Annotated in this window: 21 protein-coding genes; 13 read left to right on the forward strand and 8 right to left on the reverse strand. The window is 67.6% G+C overall.

All coding sequences use genetic code 11. The features are described 5' to 3' along the window. The first annotated feature begins 208 nt into the window (after positions 1-208). From JNUCC0626_RS30920 to JNUCC0626_RS30935, 4 genes are read left to right on the forward strand one after another with little or no spacing between them, the layout of a single operon-like run. Positions 209-697: a CarD family transcriptional regulator gene (locus JNUCC0626_RS30920; RefSeq protein WP_012782996.1), complete on the forward strand. Its 489-nt coding sequence runs from the start codon at positions 209-211 to the stop codon at positions 695-697. 34 nt (positions 698-731) lie between these two features. Further along, positions 732-1,424, forward strand: coding sequence for a 2-C-methyl-D-erythritol 4-phosphate cytidylyltransferase (gene ispD / locus JNUCC0626_RS30925; protein WP_394614258.1), 693 nt, complete (start codon positions 732-734; stop codon positions 1,422-1,424). Then, positions 1,421-1,888 (forward strand): 2-C-methyl-D-erythritol 2,4-cyclodiphosphate synthase, encoded by a 468-nt coding sequence (ispF, locus tag JNUCC0626_RS30930; protein WP_394614259.1) that lies wholly within the window; start codon positions 1,421-1,423, stop codon positions 1,886-1,888. Before ispD ends, ispF begins: the two co-directional genes overlap by 4 nt. A 6-nt stretch (positions 1,889-1,894) precedes the next feature. After that, the gene (locus JNUCC0626_RS30935) at positions 1,895-2,287 is read left to right on the forward strand and encodes a PPOX class F420-dependent oxidoreductase (RefSeq protein WP_394614260.1); all 393 of its coding nucleotides are present in this window, start codon (positions 1,895-1,897) and stop codon (positions 2,285-2,287) included. A 440-nt stretch (positions 2,288-2,727) separates the two neighbouring features. Here the strand turns inward: JNUCC0626_RS30935 and JNUCC0626_RS30940 are convergent, their stop codons facing one another. After that, complete coding sequence (locus JNUCC0626_RS30940) at positions 2,728-3,024, reverse strand: DUF6191 domain-containing protein (RefSeq protein WP_394614261.1); 297 nt, start codon at positions 3,022-3,024, stop codon at positions 2,728-2,730. 53 nt (positions 3,025-3,077) lie between these two features. Here JNUCC0626_RS30940 and JNUCC0626_RS30945 point away from each other — a divergent pair, with 53 nt between their 5' ends. The 6 genes from JNUCC0626_RS30945 (at position 3,078) to JNUCC0626_RS30970 (ending at position 10,514) form a co-directional block, all read left to right on the forward strand. Beyond that, positions 3,078-4,028, forward strand: a complete 951-nt coding sequence (locus tag JNUCC0626_RS30945; RefSeq protein WP_394614262.1) for a toll/interleukin-1 receptor domain-containing protein — start codon at positions 3,078-3,080, stop codon at positions 4,026-4,028. 24 nt (positions 4,029-4,052) lie between these two features. Then, positions 4,053-4,676: an HAD family hydrolase gene (locus JNUCC0626_RS30950; RefSeq protein ID WP_394614263.1), complete on the forward strand. Its 624-nt coding sequence runs from the start codon at positions 4,053-4,055 to the stop codon at positions 4,674-4,676. Then, entirely contained in the window at positions 4,673-6,067 is a 1,395-nt protein-coding gene (gene cysS / locus JNUCC0626_RS30955; RefSeq protein ID WP_394614264.1) for a cysteine--tRNA ligase, read from the forward strand. The genes JNUCC0626_RS30950 and cysS overlap by 4 nt, the downstream gene beginning before the upstream one ends. Positions 6,068-6,072: 5 nt before the next feature. Continuing rightward, complete coding sequence (gene rlmB, locus JNUCC0626_RS30960; protein WP_394614265.1) at positions 6,073-7,044, forward strand: 23S rRNA (guanosine(2251)-2'-O)-methyltransferase RlmB; 972 nt, start codon at positions 6,073-6,075, stop codon at positions 7,042-7,044. Between the two features lie 566 nt (positions 7,045-7,610). Next, positions 7,611-8,837, forward strand: coding sequence for an MFS transporter (locus JNUCC0626_RS30965; RefSeq protein WP_394614266.1), 1,227 nt, complete (start codon positions 7,611-7,613; stop codon positions 8,835-8,837). A gap of 318 nt (positions 8,838-9,155) precedes the next feature. Continuing rightward, complete coding sequence (locus JNUCC0626_RS30970; RefSeq protein ID WP_394614267.1) at positions 9,156-10,514, forward strand: GGDEF domain-containing protein; 1,359 nt, start codon at positions 9,156-9,158, stop codon at positions 10,512-10,514. 241 nt (positions 10,515-10,755) lie between these two features. Here JNUCC0626_RS30970 and JNUCC0626_RS30975 read toward each other — a convergent pair whose 3' ends face one another. From JNUCC0626_RS30975 to JNUCC0626_RS30990, 4 genes are all read right to left on the reverse strand, one after another. Continuing rightward, positions 10,756-11,577 (reverse strand): metal ABC transporter permease, encoded by an 822-nt coding sequence (locus tag JNUCC0626_RS30975; RefSeq protein ID WP_394614268.1) that lies wholly within the window; start codon positions 11,575-11,577, stop codon positions 10,756-10,758. Further along, a complete protein-coding gene (locus JNUCC0626_RS30980; protein ID WP_394614270.1) occupies positions 11,574-12,365 on the reverse strand; it encodes a metal ABC transporter ATP-binding protein in 792 nt (263 codons plus the stop codon). Before JNUCC0626_RS30980 ends, JNUCC0626_RS30975 begins: the two co-directional genes overlap by 4 nt. Continuing rightward, positions 12,362-13,273 (reverse strand): metal ABC transporter solute-binding protein, Zn/Mn family, encoded by a 912-nt coding sequence (locus JNUCC0626_RS30985; RefSeq protein ID WP_394614271.1) that lies wholly within the window; start codon positions 13,271-13,273, stop codon positions 12,362-12,364. The genes JNUCC0626_RS30980 and JNUCC0626_RS30985 overlap by 4 nt, the downstream gene beginning before the upstream one ends. Before the next feature lie 98 nt (positions 13,274-13,371). Next, on the reverse strand, positions 13,372-14,466 hold the full coding sequence (locus tag JNUCC0626_RS30990; RefSeq protein WP_394614272.1) for an ABC transporter ATP-binding protein: 1,095 nt from the start codon (positions 14,464-14,466) through the stop codon (positions 13,372-13,374). Between the two features lie 117 nt (positions 14,467-14,583). Between JNUCC0626_RS30990 and JNUCC0626_RS30995 the strand changes: the two genes are divergently transcribed. Continuing rightward, positions 14,584-15,270, forward strand: a complete 687-nt coding sequence (locus JNUCC0626_RS30995) for a phosphotransferase family protein (protein ID WP_394614273.1) — start codon at positions 14,584-14,586, stop codon at positions 15,268-15,270. Between the two features lie 6 nt (positions 15,271-15,276). Here the strand turns inward: JNUCC0626_RS30995 and JNUCC0626_RS31000 are convergent, their stop codons facing one another. Genes JNUCC0626_RS31000 through JNUCC0626_RS31010 form a run of 3 tightly spaced genes read right to left on the reverse strand, consistent with a single transcriptional unit; the run spans position 15,277 to position 18,407 of the window. Continuing rightward, entirely contained in the window at positions 15,277-16,173 is an 897-nt protein-coding gene (locus JNUCC0626_RS31000; protein ID WP_394614274.1) for a sugar ABC transporter permease, read from the reverse strand. Next, a complete protein-coding gene (locus tag JNUCC0626_RS31005; protein ID WP_394614275.1) occupies positions 16,173-17,090 on the reverse strand; it encodes a carbohydrate ABC transporter permease in 918 nt (305 codons plus the stop codon). The genes JNUCC0626_RS31000 and JNUCC0626_RS31005 overlap by 1 nt, the downstream gene beginning before the upstream one ends. 57 nt (positions 17,091-17,147) lie before the next feature. Next, positions 17,148-18,407 (reverse strand): extracellular solute-binding protein, encoded by a 1,260-nt coding sequence (locus tag JNUCC0626_RS31010; RefSeq protein WP_394614276.1) that lies wholly within the window; start codon positions 18,405-18,407, stop codon positions 17,148-17,150. A 222-nt stretch (positions 18,408-18,629) separates the two neighbouring features. Between JNUCC0626_RS31010 and JNUCC0626_RS31015 the strand changes: the two genes are divergently transcribed. Both JNUCC0626_RS31015 and JNUCC0626_RS31020 read left to right on the forward strand, forming a co-directional pair. Further along, on the forward strand, positions 18,630-19,667 hold the full coding sequence (locus JNUCC0626_RS31015) for a LacI family DNA-binding transcriptional regulator (protein WP_394614277.1): 1,038 nt from the start codon (positions 18,630-18,632) through the stop codon (positions 19,665-19,667). A gap of 134 nt (positions 19,668-19,801) precedes the next feature. Beyond that, positions 19,802-20,905, forward strand: a complete 1,104-nt coding sequence (locus JNUCC0626_RS31020) for a LacI family DNA-binding transcriptional regulator (RefSeq protein ID WP_394614278.1) — start codon at positions 19,802-19,804, stop codon at positions 20,903-20,905.

Below are 20,905 nucleotides of genomic sequence, written 5' to 3' on the forward strand. Positions count from 1 at the left end.
AACAACCACCAGGCAAGGAGCCTAACCGGGGCCCGAATCGAGGGCGCGACTGGCTGCCAGTCGATCTTCAATGAGACGTACCTTGCACGCGAACAGGTGGTTTGTCAACCCCCCGCACGGCCCTGACCAGCACTTACGGATCATCGAGCAGCGATCGAAGGGTTGCCGGACGTGATAGGATGGAGCCATCGAAAGGGGCAGAGGACACATGGTTTTCAAGGTCGGAGAGACCGTCGTCTACCCGCACCACGGTGCCGCTCTCATCGAAGCAATCGAGACCCGCGTGATCAAGGGCGAGGAGAAGAAGTACCTCGTTCTCAAGGTAGCGCAGGGCGACCTCACCGTTCGGGTTCCCGCTGACAACGCCGAAATCGTAGGCGTGCGTGACGTTGTCGGCCAGGAAGGGCTCGACAAGGTTTTCGAGGTCTTGCGTGCTCCCCACACCGAGGAGCCGACCAACTGGTCTCGGCGGTACAAGGCCAACCTTGAGAAGCTCGCTTCCGGCGATGTGAACAAGGTTGCGGAAGTGGTGCGCGACCTCTGGCGGCGCGAAAAGGATCGCGGGCTTTCCGCCGGCGAGAAGCGGATGCTGGCGAAGGCGCGGCAGATACTGGTCAGCGAGCTGGCGCTGGCCGAGGGCACCGACGAGGACAAGGCCGAGGTTCTCCTCGACGAAGTTCTCGCCACTGCTTCTTAACTAATCACATAGAGCATCGGATTCAGTCGCGAACATGAGTGTTGTCGCGCTCGTGCCCGCGGCAGGGCGGGGTGAGCGTCTGGGCTACGGGATGCCCAAGGCGCTTGTGCCGGTCAACGGAGTTCCGCTGTTGACGCGTGCCGTGCGTGGCCTGTTCGAGTCAGGCCAGGTTCATCACGTCGTCATCGCCGCTCCACCGTCCGATGTGGACCAAGTGCACACCGCAACCGCCTCGCTGGCCCCGGCCGGCGGGGCGGTGCACGTGCTTTCAGGGGGCGCCGAACGCACCGACTCGGTGCGCCTCGCCCTCGACCACGCGCTCAGCGTGATTCCGGACACCTCGATCGTGCTGGTCCACGACGCCGCTCGTGCCTTCACCCCTCCCGAAGTCATCGCCGCCGTCGTAGCCGCTGTGCGAAGCGGGCACGACGCCGTCATCCCGGTGCTGCCGGTCGCCGACACGATCAAGCAGGTGGACGAGGTCGGAGTGGTCGTCTCCACACCTGATCGGGCCGCACTGCGAGTCGTGCAGACCCCGCAGGGTTTCCGCGCCGAGACTCTCAAAGCCGCCTATTGCTCCGGTATTGCCGCAACTGACGACGCTGGTCTCGTAGAGAAGAACGGCGTCGCGGTGCACACGGTTCCCGGACACGCACACGCCATGAAGATCACCACCCCGTTCGACCTAGCGGTCGCGGAAGCACTGTTCAGCGGAGGCCAGGAGTGAGGATCGGCCAGGGCGTCGACGTCCACCCGATCGAGTCAGGTCGTGAGTGCTGGATCGCCGGCCTCCTCTGGGAAGGCGTGGACGGCTGCGCCGGCCACTCGGACGGCGACGTCGCCTCCCACGCCCTGTGCGACGCCCTGCTCTCCGCAGCGGGCCTGGGTGACCTCGGCGCCGTCTTCGGCACCTCGGATCCCCGCTGGTCAGGCGCCCACGGCGTGGTCCTGCTCACAGAGGTCCGCCGCCTGATCGAGGAGGCCGGCTACCGAGTGGGAAATGCCACAGTGCAGGTCATCGGCAACGAGCCCCGCATCGGCAAGCGCCGCGAAGAGGCCCAGAAGACCCTCTCCGAAGCCGTGGGCGGCCCCGTCTCGGTCGCCGGAACCACCACGGACGGCCTGGGTCTCACAGGGCGGAACGAGGGCATCGCCGCGATCGCGACAGCCCTGCTCTTCCCCGTAGCCTGACGAACCATGGCCACGCTTTCAGATGCACAGCGCGAACTCCTGGACAGCCCCAACTACGGCACGGTCGCCACGCTGACCAAGGACGGCAGCCCGCAGACCTCCGTCGTGTGGGTCAAGCGCGACGGCGACGACGTCCTGTTCTCCACCGTCGTGGGCCGCGCCAAGGAGCGCCACCTGCAGAACGACGCACGGGTGAGCATCACCGTCATCAACAAGGACAACCCGTACCAGTACACGGAGTTCCGCGGCGACGCGCAGCTCACCACCGAGGGCGGCCGCGAGCTCATCGACGAGCTGTCGCACAAGTACCTGGGCAAGGACTACCCGGGCGACGAGGGCACTGACAACGTGCGCGTCATCGTCCGGGTGAAGGTCGCGAAGACCACCGGCAACGCCTGACGAACACCGTCTCGGCCAGGCGCGGTACGCACGCAACCGCAGTCGCCAACGCAAGGTGACCACCGTCTTGGCTCGGCGCGCGCACGCAACCGGCAGCCACCAACGCACGCCAACCACCTACGAAACCTGGCGTGGCGAAGCGAAGCGAGCCCGAACGGGCTGCTACCAGGTTGGGTAGCGGTAAACCCCGCTCATGGCGATTGGGGCTTGACCTTGAGGGGCGGGATGCCAACCTGTCTCGGTCCGGCCGGGGCGCTTTCACCCCGGCTTTGAGGCCGCGAACGCATCCCGCCAGAGGCTCAAGGTCAAGCCCCAATCGCAACCCCGCTCTTCGTCACGACCTGATGGACCACCCTCGCAAGGCGACCGAACCCCAGGAACGCGACCAACCCCGCTGGAACAGGAACCGGCCAACGCAAGCCGACCCGCAGCGAACCCGCCTACCCGGCCTGCCGCTGCGAAGGCACCTTCACCACCGCGGTCCCAGCTTCGAGATCCACCGAAGAACGCGGCGGCGCCCCGTCCCCCTCCTCGTCCCGCAACTGCCGCTCCTCCTTGCGGAACTCCAGCTCGTGCCGCTTCCCCTGCTCGAACGTCGCCCCGAGCTCCCCGATCCCGGCGGTCGACAGCGGCATCCCCTTCTTCTTGCCCCGCACGAATCTCTCGAACATGGCCAAGAAGAACAGCGCGGCCACCAACGCGGGCAACGACATCGCGAACAGGAACCCCAGGCTCATACCTGGACAACTCCCCCGCCAACGCTGTGGTTCCCGCCACTACCATTCGCCTGGTGCCCAAGTACGACGTGTGCCTCTCCTTCGCCGGCGAAGACCGCCCCTACGTCGACCAGGTGGCTCGCCACCTCACCGAACTGGGTGTTTCCCGCTTCTACGACACCGACGAGCAAGCCGATCTCTGGGGCAAGAACCTCGTCGAGCACCTCCACCAGATCTACAGCAAGGACTCGCGGTTCTGCGTGATGTTCATTTCGGAGCATTACGCCCGCAAGATGTGGACGAAGCACGAGCGGCAGTCCGCGTTCGACCGCGCGCTGGTCTCGGACACCGAGTACGTGCTGCCCGTGCGGTTCGACGACACGGAGATCCCCGCTCTGCGCGTCGGCACCGGCTACCTGGACATCAGCAACCGCACGCCGCGCGAGCTCGCCGAGATGATCGCGCAGAAGGTCGGCAAGGCCGTCACCACGCCGCCGCCGCCCGCCGGCTGGGAGTACCAGCTGTTCTCCGACACGGTCGCGATGCTCATGCGCAACCTCAAGGACAAGCGCGTCAGCCACGAGATGGGCACGGCGAAGCCGAAGCGCATGATCACCGAGGACGTGGACGCGCTGGACACGTTCCGGGCGCGCAGCCGGTCGTTCGACGGCATCCTCAACACCGTCGAGGACCTGCTGGCGCCTGGCCGGGTGCAGATGGCGTTCGGCCCGCCCGGACGGCCCGGTGACCGCGACAAGATCAAGCACCTGGCGAACAAGTTCGTGGAGCAGTACGAAGGTCTGCTCGACTGGTCGGCCGAGTTGCGCGGCACCACGCCGCCGGACCGCTACGCCGCGCTCTACCAGGCCGCCGCCCGGCTCGCGGACCAGCCGCTCCAGCAGATCGAGCGGTTCGTCGAGGAGTTCGCGGCCGCCACCGACCGCGGCGCGGGCGACCTGCGGCTGCACCTGGAGTACGACGTGCGGCCCGTCGAGGCCGAGCTCCAAAAGGTCCAGACCACCTGACGGAGAGCACGTAGAGTCGGGGGCGTGACGATCCGCGCCGCGCTCTTCGACTTCTCCGGCACGCTGTTCCGGCTCGAACACCCCGAGCTGGAGTCCAACGGCGACCTGATGCGTGCTCTCACCGCCCCGGTCGGCATCGCCGACGGCATGGACCCCGAGCTGGTCGACGCCTGGCACCGCCGCGACCTCGACGCCGACGTGCACCGCTGGGTGCACGTGAAGGTCCTCAAGGACGCGCTGGTGCCTGACGCCGAAGCGTTCTACGACCAGCTGCTGCACCCCGAGTCGTGGGTGCCGTACCCGGACACCAAGGCGACGCTGGAACACCTCAAGGACATCCCGGTCGCGGTAGTCAGCAACATCGGCTGGGACATCCGCACGGTGTTCGAACGGCACGGCCTGACGCACCTCGTCGACGAGTTCGTGCTGTCGTACGAGGAAGGCGTCATCAAGCCGGATCCGAAGATCTTCACCACGGCCTGCGAACGGCTGGGCGTCGATCCCCGCAATGCCGTGATGGTCGGCGACAGCGAGGAGGCGGACGGCGGAGCGGAGGCCATCGGTTGCTCCTTCCGGCTCGTCAACCCGGTTCCGACGAGTGACCGCCCGGACGCTCTTTTGGATGTGGCCCGTACCATTCCCGTGTGAGCCTCCACATCTACGACACGGCGAGCCGGTCCATGCGGGAGTTCCACCCGCAGGTCAACGGAACGGCGTCGATCTACGTGTGTGGGGCGACCGTGCAGGGCGTGCCGCACATCGGGCACGTCCGCAGCGGCCTCAACTTCGACGTCCTCCGTCGCTGGCTCGCGCGCGACGGGGCCGACGTCACGCTGGTCCGCAACGTCACCGACATCGACGACAAGATCCTCACCAAGGCCGCCGACCACGGCAGGCCCTGGTGGGAGTGGGCGTACACGCACGAGCGGGCGTTCGAGGACGCCTACGACGCGCTGGGCTGCCTGCCGCCGTCGTACGCGCCGCGCGCCACCGGCCACATCACGCAGATGGTCGAGCTGATGCAGCGCCTGATCGACAAGGGCCACGCCTACGACGTCGACGGTGACGTCTACTTCGACGTGCGTTCGTTCCCCGAGTACGGCGCGCTCTCCGGCCAGAAGCTCGACGCGGTGGAGCAGGGCGAGACGGCGGTGCGCGGCAAGCGCGACCCGCGTGACTTCACGCTCTGGAAGGCCGCGAAGCCCGGCGAGCCGTCCTGGCCGACCCCGTGGGGCGACGGCAGGCCCGGCTGGCACCTGGAGTGCTCGGCGATGGCCACGGAGTACCTCGGTGGCACGTTCGACATCCACGGCGGCGGCCTCGACCTGATCTTCCCGCACCACGAGAACGAGCAGGCGCAGTCGCGGGCGGCCGGTGACGGCTTCGCGAACTACTGGATGCACAACTACTGGGTGACGCTGTCCGGCGAGAAGATGGCCAAGTCGCTCGGCAACACCGTGTCCATCCCGGCGATGCTCGAGAAGGTCCGCGCGCAGGAGCTGCGGTACTACCTCGTGTCGCCGCACTACCGCTCGCACATCGAGTACTCCGAGGAAGCGCTGAACGAGGCGGTGACGGCGTACGGCCGCATCGAGTCGTTCCTGCGCCGCGCCACGGAGAAGCTCGGCCCGATCGAGCTCCGGGGCGACATGTGCCCGGACTTCGTGACCGCGATGGACAACGACCTGAACACGCCGCAGGCCGTGGCCGCACTCCACAACAAGGTGCGCCAGGGCAACACGGCTCTTGCCGACGGCGACGACGACACGGCCCGTTCCGCGGCCGAGTGCGTCCGCCGGATGGCTGACATCCTCGGCGTCGACCCGTTGTCGCCGAAGTGGATCGACGCGTCGTCTGCCGACACCGGCATGCGGCAGGCGTTGACCGCCCTGGTGGAACGACTCCTCGTCGAACGCCAGGAAGCCCGCAAGAGCAGGGACTTCGCGCGTTCCGACGCGCTGAGGGACCAGCTTTCCGACGCGGGCATCGCCGTCGAGGACACCCCCGGCGGTCCGCAGTGGACTTTGAAGGACGACTGACTTCCGTGGCTGGCAACTCCAAGCGCAAGGGCGCGATGCGCAATCCGGGCTCCAAGAAGGGCGCGGTCGCCGGCTCCGGCGGGCAGAAGTCGAAGGGGCTCGAAGGCAGGGGTCCGACGCCGAAGGCGACGGACCGGCCGAACCACCCGGCATACCGCAACGCCAAGATGGCGGCGAAGTCCAGTGCCGCCAGGACCCAGCGCAGGCAGACGAAGGAGAAGGCCTCCGCGGAGACCGTGGCGGGCCGCAACCCCGTCGTCGAGTGCCTGCGCGCGGGCACGCCGGCGACGGCGCTCTACGTGGCGCTCGGCATCGACGCGGACGACCGCGTGCAGGAAGCCGTGCGCCTGGCGGCCGAGCGGGGAATCTCCGTGCTGGAGGTGTCCCGCAGCGAGCTCGACCGGATCACCGCCGGCGCGATGCACCAGGGCCTCGGCCTGCAGGTGCCGCCGTTCGAGTACTCGACCCCGGACGAGTTGCTGGAAATCGCCCAGCACTCCACCCGGCCGCCGTTGCTGGTGGCGCTGGACGGCGTGACGGACCCCCGCAACCTGGGTGCCGTCATCCGGTCCGCCGCGGCGTTCGGCGCGCAGGGCGTCGTGGTGCCGCAGCGGCGCAGCGCGTCGATGACGGCCGTCGCCTGGCGCACCAGCGCGGGCACCGCGGCCAAGCTGCCGATCGCGATGGCCACCAACCTCACGCGCACGCTGCGTGACTGGGCCGAGGCCGGACTCATGATCGTCGGCCTCGACGCGGACGGCGACGTGGACGTCGACGGCCTCGAACTCGCCACCGGACCGCTCGTCGTGGTGGTCGGTTCCGAGGGCCGCGGGCTCGGTCGTCTGGTCAAGGAGACGTGCGACCAGACCGTGTCGATCCCGATGACGCCGGGCGTCGAATCGCTCAACGCGTCGGTCGCCGCGGGTGTCGTGCTGGCCGAGGTGGCGCGTCGCCGCCGGATCGACGCCAAAGGCTGAGTTGCCTGACGTTATCGGCTGGTTCGTGACGCCAATGGCGTCCTTTGGCCGACGTTAGTGATCGTTTTCCTGCCCGCGAAACCGGTTTAGGTTCGCGGGCGGGAAAGTCGACATTTCACGCTTGCCAGAACCTTCGCTGCCGTTCGCATGACAAACCGCGTGGCCTATTACGCGCCACTCCCGGGCGCGGGTACCGTCGTCTCGATCGCCATTAACGTCTTCTGCCGGTCAGGAGTCGGAGCCGGTTGCACCGGTTGGGCGAGCGCGTGGCACCCGTTTGGCACCGGCTGACACATTGCGTGACCATTTGGGGTCCAATCAGGCGTACCCGAGGTCAACTGTGAAGAAGATCAGCTCTACGTTTCGCTATTGTAACTACTTTAGGTAACTGCCCTGCTCCGTTTAGGTACACACTGTGGTAGGACAGACGTTGAACGGTCAGGCAGCTTCTACCGTGATTGTCGATAGGAATTGATTACCACCGGCGGGGGCGACGTGACTCGGCGTAGAGCGAATCGGGACGTGCCGATTCGCCGCGCGCGGGCAGCGACCCCGCGAGGCACCGCATGACGACCCGCGGGGCCCTCCGCGAGCTCGTGGGTTTGCGCGAGTTCCGCGCGATGTGGATCGGCTCGACCGCGTCCACCGCCGGCGACCAACTCGCGGCGGTCGCATTGTCACTGCTCGTATTCGAGCGAACACAATCCGCTGCCTGGACCGCGCTCACGTGGTCGTTGACGCTCTTCCCGCCGCTGATTTCGGGCCCGTTGCTGGGCTGGGTCGCGGACCGGTTCCCGCGCCGCACGGTAATGGTGACGACGGCCTGGATGCAGGCCGTGCTGATGGGCGCGATGGCCATTCCCGGCATGCCGCTGTGGGCCATGATCGTGCTGCTCGTGGTGGTGCTGGCGATCTCCTCGCCGTACCTCGCGGCGCAGGAGGCGAGCCTGCCGCACGTGCTGCCGCAGAAGCGCTACGACGACGGTGTCGCGTTGTTCGGCACGTCCGTCGACATCGCGCAGATGGCCGGTCTGGCGGCGGCCGGTTTCCTGGTCGCCCACACGAGCCCGGGCCTCGCGCTCGCGATCAACGCGGGCACGTTCGTGTTGCTCGCGATCCTCGTGCAGACGTCGGTGCAGCACCGGCCGGCCGCGGATCCGCTGGGCCGCAAGAAGAAGGACGACGAAGAGTCCCGCGGCGTGCTGACCCTGATGGTGTCGGAACCACGCCTGAGGACGTTGCTGGGCGTCCGCCTGCTCGCGGGCCTCGCGATGGTCCCGGAAGGACTCGCGGTCCCCCTGGCGGCGAGCCTGAACGCGGTCTGGGCGGTCGGCCTGATCCTCGCCATCGAGCCCGCGGCGAACGTGCTGGGCGTGGCGTTGCTCTTCCGTCTGGTCAGGGACCCGGCGAAGCGGGAACGGCTGATCGGCCCGCTGGCGATCCTGTCGCTGGCGCCGTTGATCATGTTCGCATTCAACCCGAACCTGACCTGGACGATCGTTTTGCTGGTGATTGCCGGTATAGGCGGGGCTTATCACACACCCGCTCGTTCGGCGTGGATGCGCCTGCTACCGGATCAGTACCGCGGCAGGGCTTATGGCATTGGGCGCGCGGCGTTGCGCTCGAGCCAGGGCGGCGGAATGGCGCTGGCGGGTGTGGTCGCCCATTCGGTCGGATCGGTCACGGCCACGATCGCCGGAGCGGGCGGTATCGGACTGCTGCTGGCGACGCAGGCAACCTTCGCCTGGCGACGGGCGAGGGGTCGCGCCGACACGAAGGCGGTGGCAATCTGAAACAGAACGGTCACCAATAGCGATATCCGTCGTAGAGGCACCAGGATGATCCGGATGCGGCATTGAAGTCGAGTGGAGGATGGGCAGCGCTAGAAGTCTCGGTTGCACATGGAAGGACACCTCCTCGTTGCGACGAGCAGCAGCGTGGTGGTCTACGACCTGGTCAGCGGCGGCTTAGCTCATGAAGTGCCATGAGCGTAGGGGGTCGTGGTGAAGAACAGTTTGACTGATCGCAGGCGATCGCGGGCACTCGGCTTGACTCCGATTCGCAACTGGGACCTTTGGACCGTTGCGCCTAGTGCGATCGCATACTTTTTCGTGCTCGAAGCGGCCGTAGCCGTTGCCTCCATCTGGCTCCTGACGAAGCTCACGTCCGTTTCGTCCGCAGACTGGCTCCGCTTCGGCGCGCTGATCGCCGCGATCACCATCCACCTGACGATCGTCCGCAGAGCGGAAGAGGCCCGCCGCAACGAGGCCTCCGGCCCCCACATAGACCTGACCTCGGTCTGGACGTTCGCAGCAGCCGTCGCCCTCCCCGGTGGCCTGGCCATCATCGCGACGATCTGGATGCGCATCCTGATCCAGCCGATAGCCCGCCGCCAGCCGTACCGCTTCGTCTTCGGCACCGCCTCGATGCTCGCCTCAACGCTCCTCTCCTGGGCGTTGGTGCACCTTTCGGGCGTTTCGCTAGCTGCGACCGGAAACGTCCCGACTGACCTGAGTTTGGTCCTGATTCTCGCGATTGCCGCAGTCGTCTACTGGTTCGTTCAGGTGATGACAGTCGCCGTGGCATTCAAAATCGTGACCCCGAACTCGAAGGTCCTCGACTTCCTGGGCTCCAAAGTCGACAACATGCTCGAAATGAGCACCCTCGGCGCGGGCGCGATGCTCGGCATGCTCATGACCACCCACTGGGTGGGACCCCTGCTGCTGGCCGTGCCGGTGATCCTCGTCAACGCCCTCCTCTCGAAGGCAGGCGAACGCCGAGCACACCTGGAACGCCTGCTGCGCGAGCAGGAGCAACTCCACCAACGCCTGGCAGCCGACGCCCACACCGACTACCGAACGGGCCTCCTCAACACCAACGGCCTGGCCGAGTACGCGGGCCGCCTGGCAGAACGCTGCCGCCTGGACGGCGAACCGATGACCGTCCTGGTGATCGACCTGGACCACTTCAAGCGCATCAACGACACCTGGGGCCACCCCGCGGGCAACGCGGTATTGGCCGAGGTGGGTCGAATCCTGCGCGAGAAGCTCCGCCCCGGCGACGTGGCGGGCCGCGACGGCGGCGAGGAATTCGTGGTGGCCCTGAAGGACACCCCGGTAGCCCAAGGCGTCACGATCGCCGAACGCATCCGCGAGGCCATCGGCTCCCTGGCCGTCCCGACCACCGACAAGCACCGCAACGTGGTCACCCTGTACGGCCGCGAAACCCAGCCCGACGAGCCAGAAGGCGAGTCGCTGCGCGCGATCTCGGCCTCCATCGGCGTGGCGGTCATCCCGGACAACGGCCCGGACATGGCCACGGCCCAGCACTCGGCGGACGCGGCGCTCTACAAGGCCAAGGAGAACGGCCGCAACCAGGTCCGGGTCGCGGGCTTGGACATCCCGCCGCGTCTCATGCCGGCGCCGCGCCAGGACGACGTCACAAAGCCGATCAGCTCACGCAGCGCCTGACCAAACGCGAAGCCGAAGGCGAGCCGACCCAACGGCGAAGCCGAGGTGCTCTTGGCTCGACTTGTGACGGGACCCCACCGCCAACGCAACCACCAACGCAACACGCAGCCGCCCAACACAAACAGGCGTGCCACCAGCCTGCTCATGGCGCGGTGCCCCCCGATCAGATTGCCGGGGGTCTGGGGGCAGAGCCCCCAGGGGGAAGCACGCAACAGCAACCCGCCAACGCACCAGGGGAACGCTACGAAACCCGCGCACCCCGCCGAGAAGACACCAGCCGACAAACCAGGTAAATCACGAAGCTGATCGCCGTGACCAGCGCGCTCACGGGCAGCGCGGGCACGAGCGACAGCAGGATCCCTCCGACCGCCGCCACCTCGGCGAACACCACCGACAACACGGTCGCCCGCACCGGCGAGGCGGTCAGCCGCATGGCCGCGGCAGCAGGCGTGATCATCAACGCCAGCACCAGCAGAGCCCCGACGACCTGCACGGACAGCGCCGTGGCCACCCCGACCAGCACCGCGAACACGATCGACAGCGTCCGCACCGGAACCCCGCGCGACACCGCCACGTCAGGGTCCACCGAGGCGAAGAACAACGGCCGGTAGATGAAGGCCAGCACCACCAGCACGACGACGGACGACACGACCAGCAACTGGAGGTCGGTCGAGTCCACGCCGACGATCTGCCCGGTCAGCAGCCCGAACTTGTTGGACGTGCGCCCCTTGTAGAGCGCGAGCATGAGGATCCCCATGCCGAGCCCGAATGCCAGGATCGCGCCGATAACCGAATCGCGATCGCTCTCCCGCCGGGACAGCACCCCCAGCAGCACTGCGGCGATGATCGACCCGGCCAGCGCGCCGTACCCGACACCAACCCCGATGAGCAACGCCGCCGCGCCGCCGGTGAACGCGAGCTCGCTGGTGCCGTGCACGGCGAACGCCATCTTGCGCGTGACGACCAGGGGACCGAGGACGCCCGCCACCACGCCGAGGACGGCAGCGGTGATCAGGGCGGTCTGCACGAAGTCGAGTTCGAGCAGCTCGAAGAACAACGTCACGACGCGGCCTCCGCCGACAGGTGGTGCGTCTGCTCCTCGCAGGCGCCGGCGCCGACCACCAGGATCTGGTCGCGCACCCGCACGACCTCGACCGGCGTCCGGTACAGCTCGGACAACGTCCGGGAGTTCATGACCTCTTCGGGCGTGCCGATCCGGAACCGCCCGCCCACCAGGTACAAAACCCGGTCCACCAACGGCAGCACCGGGTTCAACTCATGCGTCACGAACAGAACAGCGGTGTCCGACTCACGCCGCCGCTTGTCGATCAGTTCGGAGACCACCCGCTGGTTGGCGAGGTCCAACGACAACAGCGGCTCGTCGCAGAGCATCACAGTCGGATCCCCGACCAACGCCTGAGCGACGCGCAGCCGTTGCTGCTCGCCACCCGACAAAAGCCCGACAGGCGAGTCGGCGTAGCGGGTACCACCCACCGACTCGATGGCCGCGTCAACGCGGATCCTCCGCTCACGGCGCCCCCGCCAGCCGAAGCCCCAGGAGTGGCCGTCCAACCCCAGCCCGACCAGGTCGCGGCCGCGCAGGGTCATGGACTGGTCGAGCGCTCGCTGCTGCGGGATGTACCCGATCGCGTGACTGCCGCCGGCCACGGAGACCGTGCCGGACGACAGCGGCTGGAGACCCAGCAGCACGCGCATCAGGCTGGTCTTGCCGGAGCCGTTCGGGCCGAGGACGGCCAGGAACTCTCCCGGCTCGACGTCCAGGTCGAGGCCGTCCCACAGGACTCTGTCGCCGTAGGACAGCCTGGCCCCGCGCAGCGAGATCGCGCTCATGCCTTGAGCGCCTGCACGAGCGCGTCCACCTGCTTGGTCATCCAGTCAAGGTAGCCGGTCACGCCTTCGGGCAGCGTCTCGGTCACGGCGACGACCGGGACGCCTGCCGTGCGCGCCTTCTCGACCACGCTCTTCGTCACCTGGTTCTCGGTCTGGGTGTTCTCGACGAGCACGTTGACCTGCTTGCCCTCGACGAGCTGGTTCATCGACGCGAGCGCGGCGGCGGGCACGTCCGACTCCTCCTCGATGGCCTTGCTGAACGCCTCGGGGGTCGCGTCCTCCGCGCCGGATTCCTCGATCAGGTAGTGCGCGATCGGCTCCGTGACGGCGACCTTCTTGCCCTGGCCGGCGCCGGCGACCTTCTTCTCCAGCTCCTCCAGCGAGGCCTTGAAGTCGGCCGCGTTCTTCTCGAACGTCGCCTTCTTGTCCGGCGCGAGGCCGCTGAGCTCGGTCGACGCCGCCTCGGCCACGGCCGCGACGGTGTGCAGGTCGTACCAGACGTGCTCGTTGGTGCTGTGGTCGTGACCGTCGGCGTCGGGCGTGCCGGTGGACGGCTCGGCGTGGTTGTCGGCGAGCGGGAACGCCTCGATCTTCTTGGTGGCGTCGCTGGTGATCAGCTTCGCGAAGAAGTCGTCGTAGCCGCCGCCGTTGAAGATGACGAGCTTGGCGTCCTTGACCAGCGCGGCGTCCGCGGGCTTGCTCTCGTAGGAGTGCGGGTCGGCGGCCGCGTCGGCCAGCAGGGCCTTCACCTCGACGGCGTCGCCACCGACGGCCTGGACGACGCTGCCCCAGACGTTCGTCGAGGCCACGACCTGGATCTTGCCGTTGTCAGCGGACGGCGTGGACGTGCCACACGCGGCCAGGCTCACGACGGCGAGAGTGCCGACCAGAGCGTTGCGGAGAGTCATCACGCCGTCCCTCGATCAGGTAATGGAAACCGTTGTCGAGTTCATATTACGACACGAAAAAGCCCCCGGCGGTCACGCCGGGGGCTCGAACGTGTGACTCAGGACTCCAGGCGCTCGCCCGACTCGGGGTGGAACAGGTGGATCTCGCTGTGGTCGCGGACGGCGACCTTGACGTGCTGGCCCAGGGTCGGCGGCGTGCGGCCGTCGACGCGGACGACGAAGCGCTGCGACGACTCACCGATCTTCACGGCGCCGTGCACGAGCGCGTCGGCACCGAGCTCCTCGACGAGCTCGACGGTCATCTCCATGCCCTCCTCGCCCGACGGCACGATGCCGAGCGCCTCGGGGCGGATGCCGAAGGTGACCTCGTCCAGACCACCGGCGGCGTCGAGCGCGGCACGGGACAGCGGCACGATGATGCCGTCGAGCTTGGCACCCTCCGCGCTGATCGGGACGGTCTTGAGGTTCATGGCCGGCGAGCCGATGAAGCCCGCGACGAACGCGTTGGCCGGGCGGTCGTACAGCGCGCGAGGCGTGTCGCACTGCTGGAGCAGACCGTCCTTGAGCACGGCGACCCGGTGGCCCATCGTCATGGCCTCGACCTGGTCGTGCGTGACGTAGATCGTGGTGGTGCCGAGGCGCTGCTGGAGGGCGGCGATGTTCGCACGCGTCTCGACGCGCAGCTTGGCGTCCAGGTTGGACAGCGGCTCGTCCATGAGGAACACGGAGGGCTCACGCACGATGGCGCGACCCATCGCGACACGCTGACGCTGACCACCGGAGAGCGCCTTCGGCTTGCGCTCCAGGTACTTCTGCAGGTCGAGCATCTTGGCGGCCTCTTCGACCTTCGCCTTGATCTCGGCCTTCGACACACCGCGCAGCTTGAGCGCGAAGCCCATGTTCTCCGCGACGGTCATGTGCGGGTAGAGCGCGTACGACTGGAACACCATGGCGATGTCGCGGCCCTTGGGCGGCACGTTCGTGACGTCCTTGCCACCGATGTGGATGGCACCTTCGTCGATGTCCTCGAGGCCGGCGAGCATGCGCAGCGCCGTCGACTTACCGGAACCGGACGGCCCGACCAGCACCAGGAACTCGCCGTCGGCGACTTCCAGGGAGAGCTCGTCGACCGCGCGGACCGGCGGGTTGCCGGAGAACACGCGTGACGCCTTGACGTAGGACACCTCTGCCATGTGACGCACCTTTCACCCTTGTCTGGACGCGACGTTAGGTGTTGCAAGCGCTTACGTGAACAGACGAAAGCGCTTACGTTTCGGTGCGAAGCAACGTAAGCGCTTACGTTCAGAGGCATGAACGAAACACCGCTCTCCGGCGGCTTCATCAACGAGGTCGTCCGGATCGGCGACACGGTCCGACGGCCGCTCGGCGCTCGCTCGGCGTTCGTCCACCGGCTGCTGCTGGAGTTCGAACGGCACGGGTGGCGGGGCGCGCCGCGGTACCTCGGGGTGGACGGGAAGGAGCGCGAGGTGCTGGCGTTCGTCGACGGCCACGTGCCCGAGCGGTCGACCGACGGCCTGGCGCAGGTGGCCCGGCTCGTGCGGGAGTTCCACGACCTGACCGCCGGGACCGAGTTGGCCGGGGACCAGGAGGTCGTGTGCCACAACGACCTGTCGCCCAAGAACACGGTCTACCGCGACGACGTGCCGTTCGCGTTCATCGACTGGGATCTCGCCGCACCCGGCGAACGCGTCCACGACGTGGCGCACGTGTGCTGGCAGTACCTGGACCTCGAAGATCCAACGGTGGTGGCGGAACAACTCCGCACGATCTGCGACGCGTACGGGTTGGAGGACCGCAGTCGGCTCGTGGCGACGATCCTGTGGTGGCAGGACCGATCCGCGCACGGCATCGAGACCGATCCGGCGCTGGCCGGGCTGCGGGAGTCAGGTGCGGCACGGTCCGTGCGCGCCGCACACGCCTGGTTCACGGAACACAGAACAGAACTGGAGGCGGCCCTCGAGCCGCCTCCAGCCTGACCGAACTCAGCCCTTCACGGCACCGGACGCGAGGCCCGTCACCAGGAACCGCTGCACCAGGTAGAACACGACGATCGCGGGGATCGCGACCAGAATGGACGCGGCGGCGAGGTGCCCCCACTCGGTCCTGTTCTGCTGCACGAACACCTGCAACCCGACGGCCAGCGTCTTCGACTCGTCCGCCGCGGAGAGGAAGGCCGACGCGAACGCCACCTCACCCCAGGCCGTCAGGAACGCGTAGAACGACGTGACCGCGAGACCGGGCTTGGCCAGCGGCATGATCAGCCGCCAGAACACGCCGAACGGCGACAACCCGTCCACGCGCCCGGCCTCGTCGATGTCCGACGGCACGGTGTCGAAGTAGCCCTTGAGCATGTACGTGCAGAACGGCACCGCGGTCGTGCAGTACACGAGCACCAGACCGAACGTGGAACCGTTGAGCCCCAACGCGATCAGGATGTTGTACAGCGGCACGATCAGCACCGCGAACGGGAACATCTGCACCAGCAGGAACGACATCATCAGCGATCGCTTGCCGGGGAACCGGAAGCGCGAGGCCGCGTAGCCGGTGGTGGCCGACAGGAACACCGCGAGGACCGTGGTGAGCAACGCGATCACGACCGAGTTGCCGAACCACGCGAGGAAGTTCCCCTTGTCCCCGGCGAGAATCCGCGTGTAGTTGTCCACAGAGGACTCGTTGAACAACTTCGGCGACGGCTCGACCGCGCGGGCGTCCGGCTTCAGCGAGGTGATGAACACCCAGAAGACCGGGAACACCGAGATGATCGAGGCGATCACCAGGGCGCCGTGCAGACCGATGGACGCCAACGGAGAACGGTCGGTGCGCTTGCGGACCGGACCGGCGGCCTGGACGACCTTCAGGGACGAAGCGTCGAGCGTCATCACCACACCTCGCCCTGATTGCGCAGCGCCCGCCGGTAGATCGCGGCGAACACCAACAACACCGAAAGGATCAGCACGCCGTACGTCGACGCGATGGCGTAGTCGCGGGACGCGCCGGAGAAGAAGCGCTCGAACGCGTAGGTCACCAGGATCCGCGTGTTCGGGTTCGGGCCCGCGATCAGGTAGATGACCGGGAACATGTTGAACGTCCAGATGATGCCGAGCAGCACCACCGTCGACGACACCGAACGCAGACCCGGCAGCGTCACGTGGCGGAAGCGCTGCCACGGCGTGGCGCCGTCCATCTCGGCGGCCTCGTAGAGGTCACCGGGGATCGACTGCAGGCCACCGAGCAGAGCCACCATCATGAACGGCGTGCCCAGCCAGACGTTCACGATGATCACCGAGACCAGCGCCCAGTTCGACTGACCGAGCCACACGGGGTCCGGCAGGCCGACGGAACGCAGCAGCTGGTTGATGATCCCGTACTGCGCGTTGAACATGTACTTCCACGCGAACGCGCTGATGAACGCGGGCACGGCCCACGGCAGGATCAGCAGCACGCGGTACAACGTGCGGCCCTTCACCTGGCGGTTCAGCAGCAACGCCAAGCCGAGACCGATGGTGTAGTGGAAGAACACGCACGCGAACGTCCAGATCAGCGTGCGCACCAACGTGGTCCAGAACGCACCGAACGACTCGCCGCCCGACAGGACGTTGAGGTAGTTCTTGAAGCCCACGACGTCGTAGGTCGCGGGGCGTTCGAGGATCGGGTTGGCGATGTTGCCTTCGTTGATGTTCGTGAAGGTGAAGAACACGCCCTGTGCGAGCGGGTAGAGCACCAACACCGCGATGACCACCACGACCGGCAGCACCATCGCATACGCGTACCAGTACCTGTCCAGGAACCGACGCACCGAGACTCCCCTTCCGGCGAACGGCCGGGGTCCGAAAACCCCGGCCGCTCAACACGATCAGCCGATCGAGTACTCGGTGACGACCTTCTCCTTGTACGCCTTCGCGACGTCGTCAAGGGCGGTCTTGGCGTCCTTCTTGCCGGCCAGGAAGTCCGCGTAGCCGATCTTCAGCGGGTCGAAGAGCTCGCCGCCCTCGGGGATCCACGGACGCTCGTGCGCGACCTTGGTGACCGGCTCGAACGCGGCCACGACGGCGTTCGCCTTGACGTCGGCGTTCTGGTAGGCCGACTTGCGGGTCGGCAGCAGGCCGAGCTCCTTGGCGATGGTCGCCTGCGACTCGACCGACGCCATGCAGGTGATGAACTTGATCGACGACTGCTTCGCCTTGGTGCCCTGGCGGATCACGTAGTCGTGGCCACCGACCGGCGCGCTGCCCTTGCCCGCGGACGGGCCGGGGACGGCGGCGATGCCGAGGTTCGCCGGGTCGCTGAACGCGGCGCCCTTGAGGTAGTCGGCGACGGCCCACGGACCGTTGATGACCATGGCGGCCTCACCGGACGAGAACGCGGCCTGCATGTTCGAGTACGAGTTCGTCGCGTCCAGCGCCGTGGTGGCGGCCTTGCCGTCCAGCAGGCTCTTGGCGGTCTCCAGCGCCTTCACGTTCTGCGCGGAGTTCACGACGATCTTCTTGGCGGAGGCGTCGACCAGGTCGCCGCCCTCGCCGTAGATGAACGGCAGCGCGTAGTACGCGTCGTTGTTGAGGAAGAACGCCTTCTCGCCGCCCAGCTTGGCGGCCGCGGCCTTCAGCTCGTCCCACGTCTTCGGCGCCTCGACACCGGCGTCCGCGAGCTTCTTCTTGTTGTACAGCAACGCGAGCGAGTCGGTCACCTGCGGCACGGCGTAGGTCTTGCCCTCGTACTTCGTGGAGCCGAGCGGGGCCTCCAGGAAGTCCGACGTGTCCTTCGCCAGGTCGGTGTCGGACAGGTCGGCGACGTAGCTGAGCTTCGCGAGCTGCGGCACCCACGCGACCTCGGAGCGGAAGACGTCGGGGCCCTGGCCACCCTGGGCGGCGGTCTTGTAGTTGTTGAGCGCGCCGTCGAAGGCCTGCGTCTCAACCTTGACCTTGTAGCCGTCCTTGGTGGCACAGCCTTCCGCGATCTTCTTGAACACGGGGCTCTCGTTGGGGCCACTGGTGTCCCAGAAGGTCACCTCGCCCGAGTCGGATCCGCTGTTGCTGCTCGATCCGCCGCTTCCACAGGCGGTGAGCACGAGGGCGACACCCGTCGCCATGGCGGTCACGAGGGTTGTCCGTCGCATCGTTGCTGCCGTTCCCTCCAGCTGGGGCCTCGTCTCCGAGTGAGACAAGGGTCTTGCAAGGTTTTGCGAGAATGTTGCGGGCGATTTCACTACCAGAACCATGGTCAGGTCAAGACGTGGACCGTAACCAAGCCGTAACGGCCCTGTCTTGCAAACGCTCATTGCAAAATTTTTCCGAACGCGGCAGGCTTGCCCCGAACCTGATCTGAGCTGGGAGGCAACGTGTCCGGACTGTCCGAGATCGCCAGGGCAGCCGGGGTGTCCATCTCGACCGTGAGCCGTGTTCTCAACAGGCGCGCAGGTGTGAACGAGGAGACCCGGCAGCGCGTGCTGTCGGTCCTCGCGGAGATGCCGTACACCCCGCGCGGACTCGGGGCGCTGCAACGCACCGGCGTGATCGGCCTGCTCGTGCCGGAGCTCTCGAACCCGGTGTTCCCCGCGTTCGCCGAGGCGCTGGAGACGCGGGCCGCCCGCCTGGGCTACTCGTCGCTGCTGTGCAACACCCGCAGCGGCGCGCCGATGGGCGAGGAGGAGTACGTCCGGATGCTGCTGGCCCGCGGCGTCGAGGGCATGGTGTTCGTGTCACCGGAGATCACCAACGTCGAGGTGCCGCTCGGGCAGGCGCCCCGGCCGAGCTACTACGCGAAGCTCGTCGCGGACGGCGTCCACATGGTGTTCCTGAACGGCGCCACGCCCGCGCTGGACGTGCCGGACGTGACGGTGGACGAGCAGCTCGCGGGCTACATGGCGACGAAGCACCTGATCGAACTGGGCCACGAGCGGATCGGCTTCGTGTCGGGCCCGGCGCGCTCGCTGCCGTCCCGGCTCAAGCGCGCGGGCTGGGCGGCGGCGCTGGAGGAGAACCACCTGCCGGCCGGGTCCGAGTACGTCTCGCACGCGCCGTTCAGCGCGGAGGGCGGCGGCCAGGCCGTGGCGCAGCTGCTCGACACGGTGACGCCGACGGCGGTGATCTGCTCGTCCGACCACATGGCGCTCGGCGTGATGCGCGAGGCGCACCAACGCGGGATCTCGGTACCGGAACAACTCTCGGTCGTCGGGTTCGACGACATTCCGTTGGCTGCCTATTCATCGCCCGCTTTGACGACGCTCGCGCAGCCGATCGAGGAGATGGCGGCGGCCGCGATCGACGAGCTCGTGCTCCGCCTGGATCCGGATCGTCGCAGGCAGGGGACCGACAACTACACCCGCGTGTTCCGCCCGAGGCTCGTCGCGAGGGAATCGTCTGCGCCGCCGAAGTGAGATGACCGATTGACCTAATTGGTCTGGACCAACTTCTTGACAAGGCAGATGGGTCAACCAGGGCCGATGCGTCATTTGAGGGACGCGGGTCACCCTGACTTCACGAATTGGTTCTGAACCGTTACGGTCCTTTCATGGCGCGGTCGATGCATGTGCGACGTCCGGCAACGTTGGCCTCTCTGGCCGCTGAGCTGGGCGTTTCCCGGACAACGGTGTCCAACGCGTACAACCGGCCCGACCAGCTCTCTCCGGAGCTGCGTCGGCGGGTGTTGGACACGGCCCGAAGGCTGGGTTATCCCGGCCCGGATCCTGTGGCGCGTTCGTTGCGCACGCGCAAGGCCGGGGCGGTGGGCCTGCTGCTCACCGAGAACCTCTCCTACGCGTTCCGCGACCCGGCCGCGATCGGGTTCCTGGAGGGCCTCGCGCTCGCGTGCGAGGACGCCGGGACCGGTCTGCTGCTGGTGCCCGCGAACCCCGAACGCGAGGACGTCGCGTCCGTGCACCGCGCCGGCGTGGACGGCTTCGTCGTCTACTCCGTGCCGGACGACGACCCGCACCTCGCCGCCGTGCTGGAACGGCCGGTGCCGACCGTCGTCTGCGACCAGCCGGACCTCGGCACCGTGGACCGCGTCGGCATCGACGACCGCGCCGCCATGTACGAACTCGCCAGGCACCTCATCGGTCTGGGCCACCGCCGCATCGGCGTCGTGTGCATGCGTCTCGCGCGTGACCGCAACGACGGCTTCGTGACGCCGGACCGTCAGCACGCCGCGCACTTCCACGTGCAGCGCAACCGCCTGTCCGGCCTCGCCGAGGCGTTCAGCGAGGCGGGCGTCGACTGGTCGCAGGTGCCGGTCGTCGAGCGCTTCGACCACAACATGGCCTCCGGTGCGTCCGGCGCGGCCCAGGTGCTCGACCGCGACCCGCAGGTCACCGCCCTGATCTGCACCTCGGACGTGCTGGCGCTCGGCGCCATGACCGAGGCCGCGCGCCGCGGTCTGCGGGTGCCGCACGACATCACCGTGACGGGCTTCGACGGCATCCGCGCCGGCGAGGAGGCCGGGCTCACGACCGTGCGTCAGCCGGTGCTGGAGAAGGGCCGGGCGGCGGGCAAGCTGCTGCTCGACACCAACGAGCGGTCGCGGCCGCGGTCGGTGAACCTGTCGACCGAGCTGATCATCGGCAAGACGTCGGCGGCGCCGCGCGGTGGTGTCGAGGAGCGTTGGTTCGGGCCGTGA

This window comes from Lentzea sp. JNUCC 0626, assembly GCF_043632865.1.
Classification (GTDB): Bacteria; Actinomycetota; Actinomycetes; order Mycobacteriales; family Pseudonocardiaceae; genus Lentzea.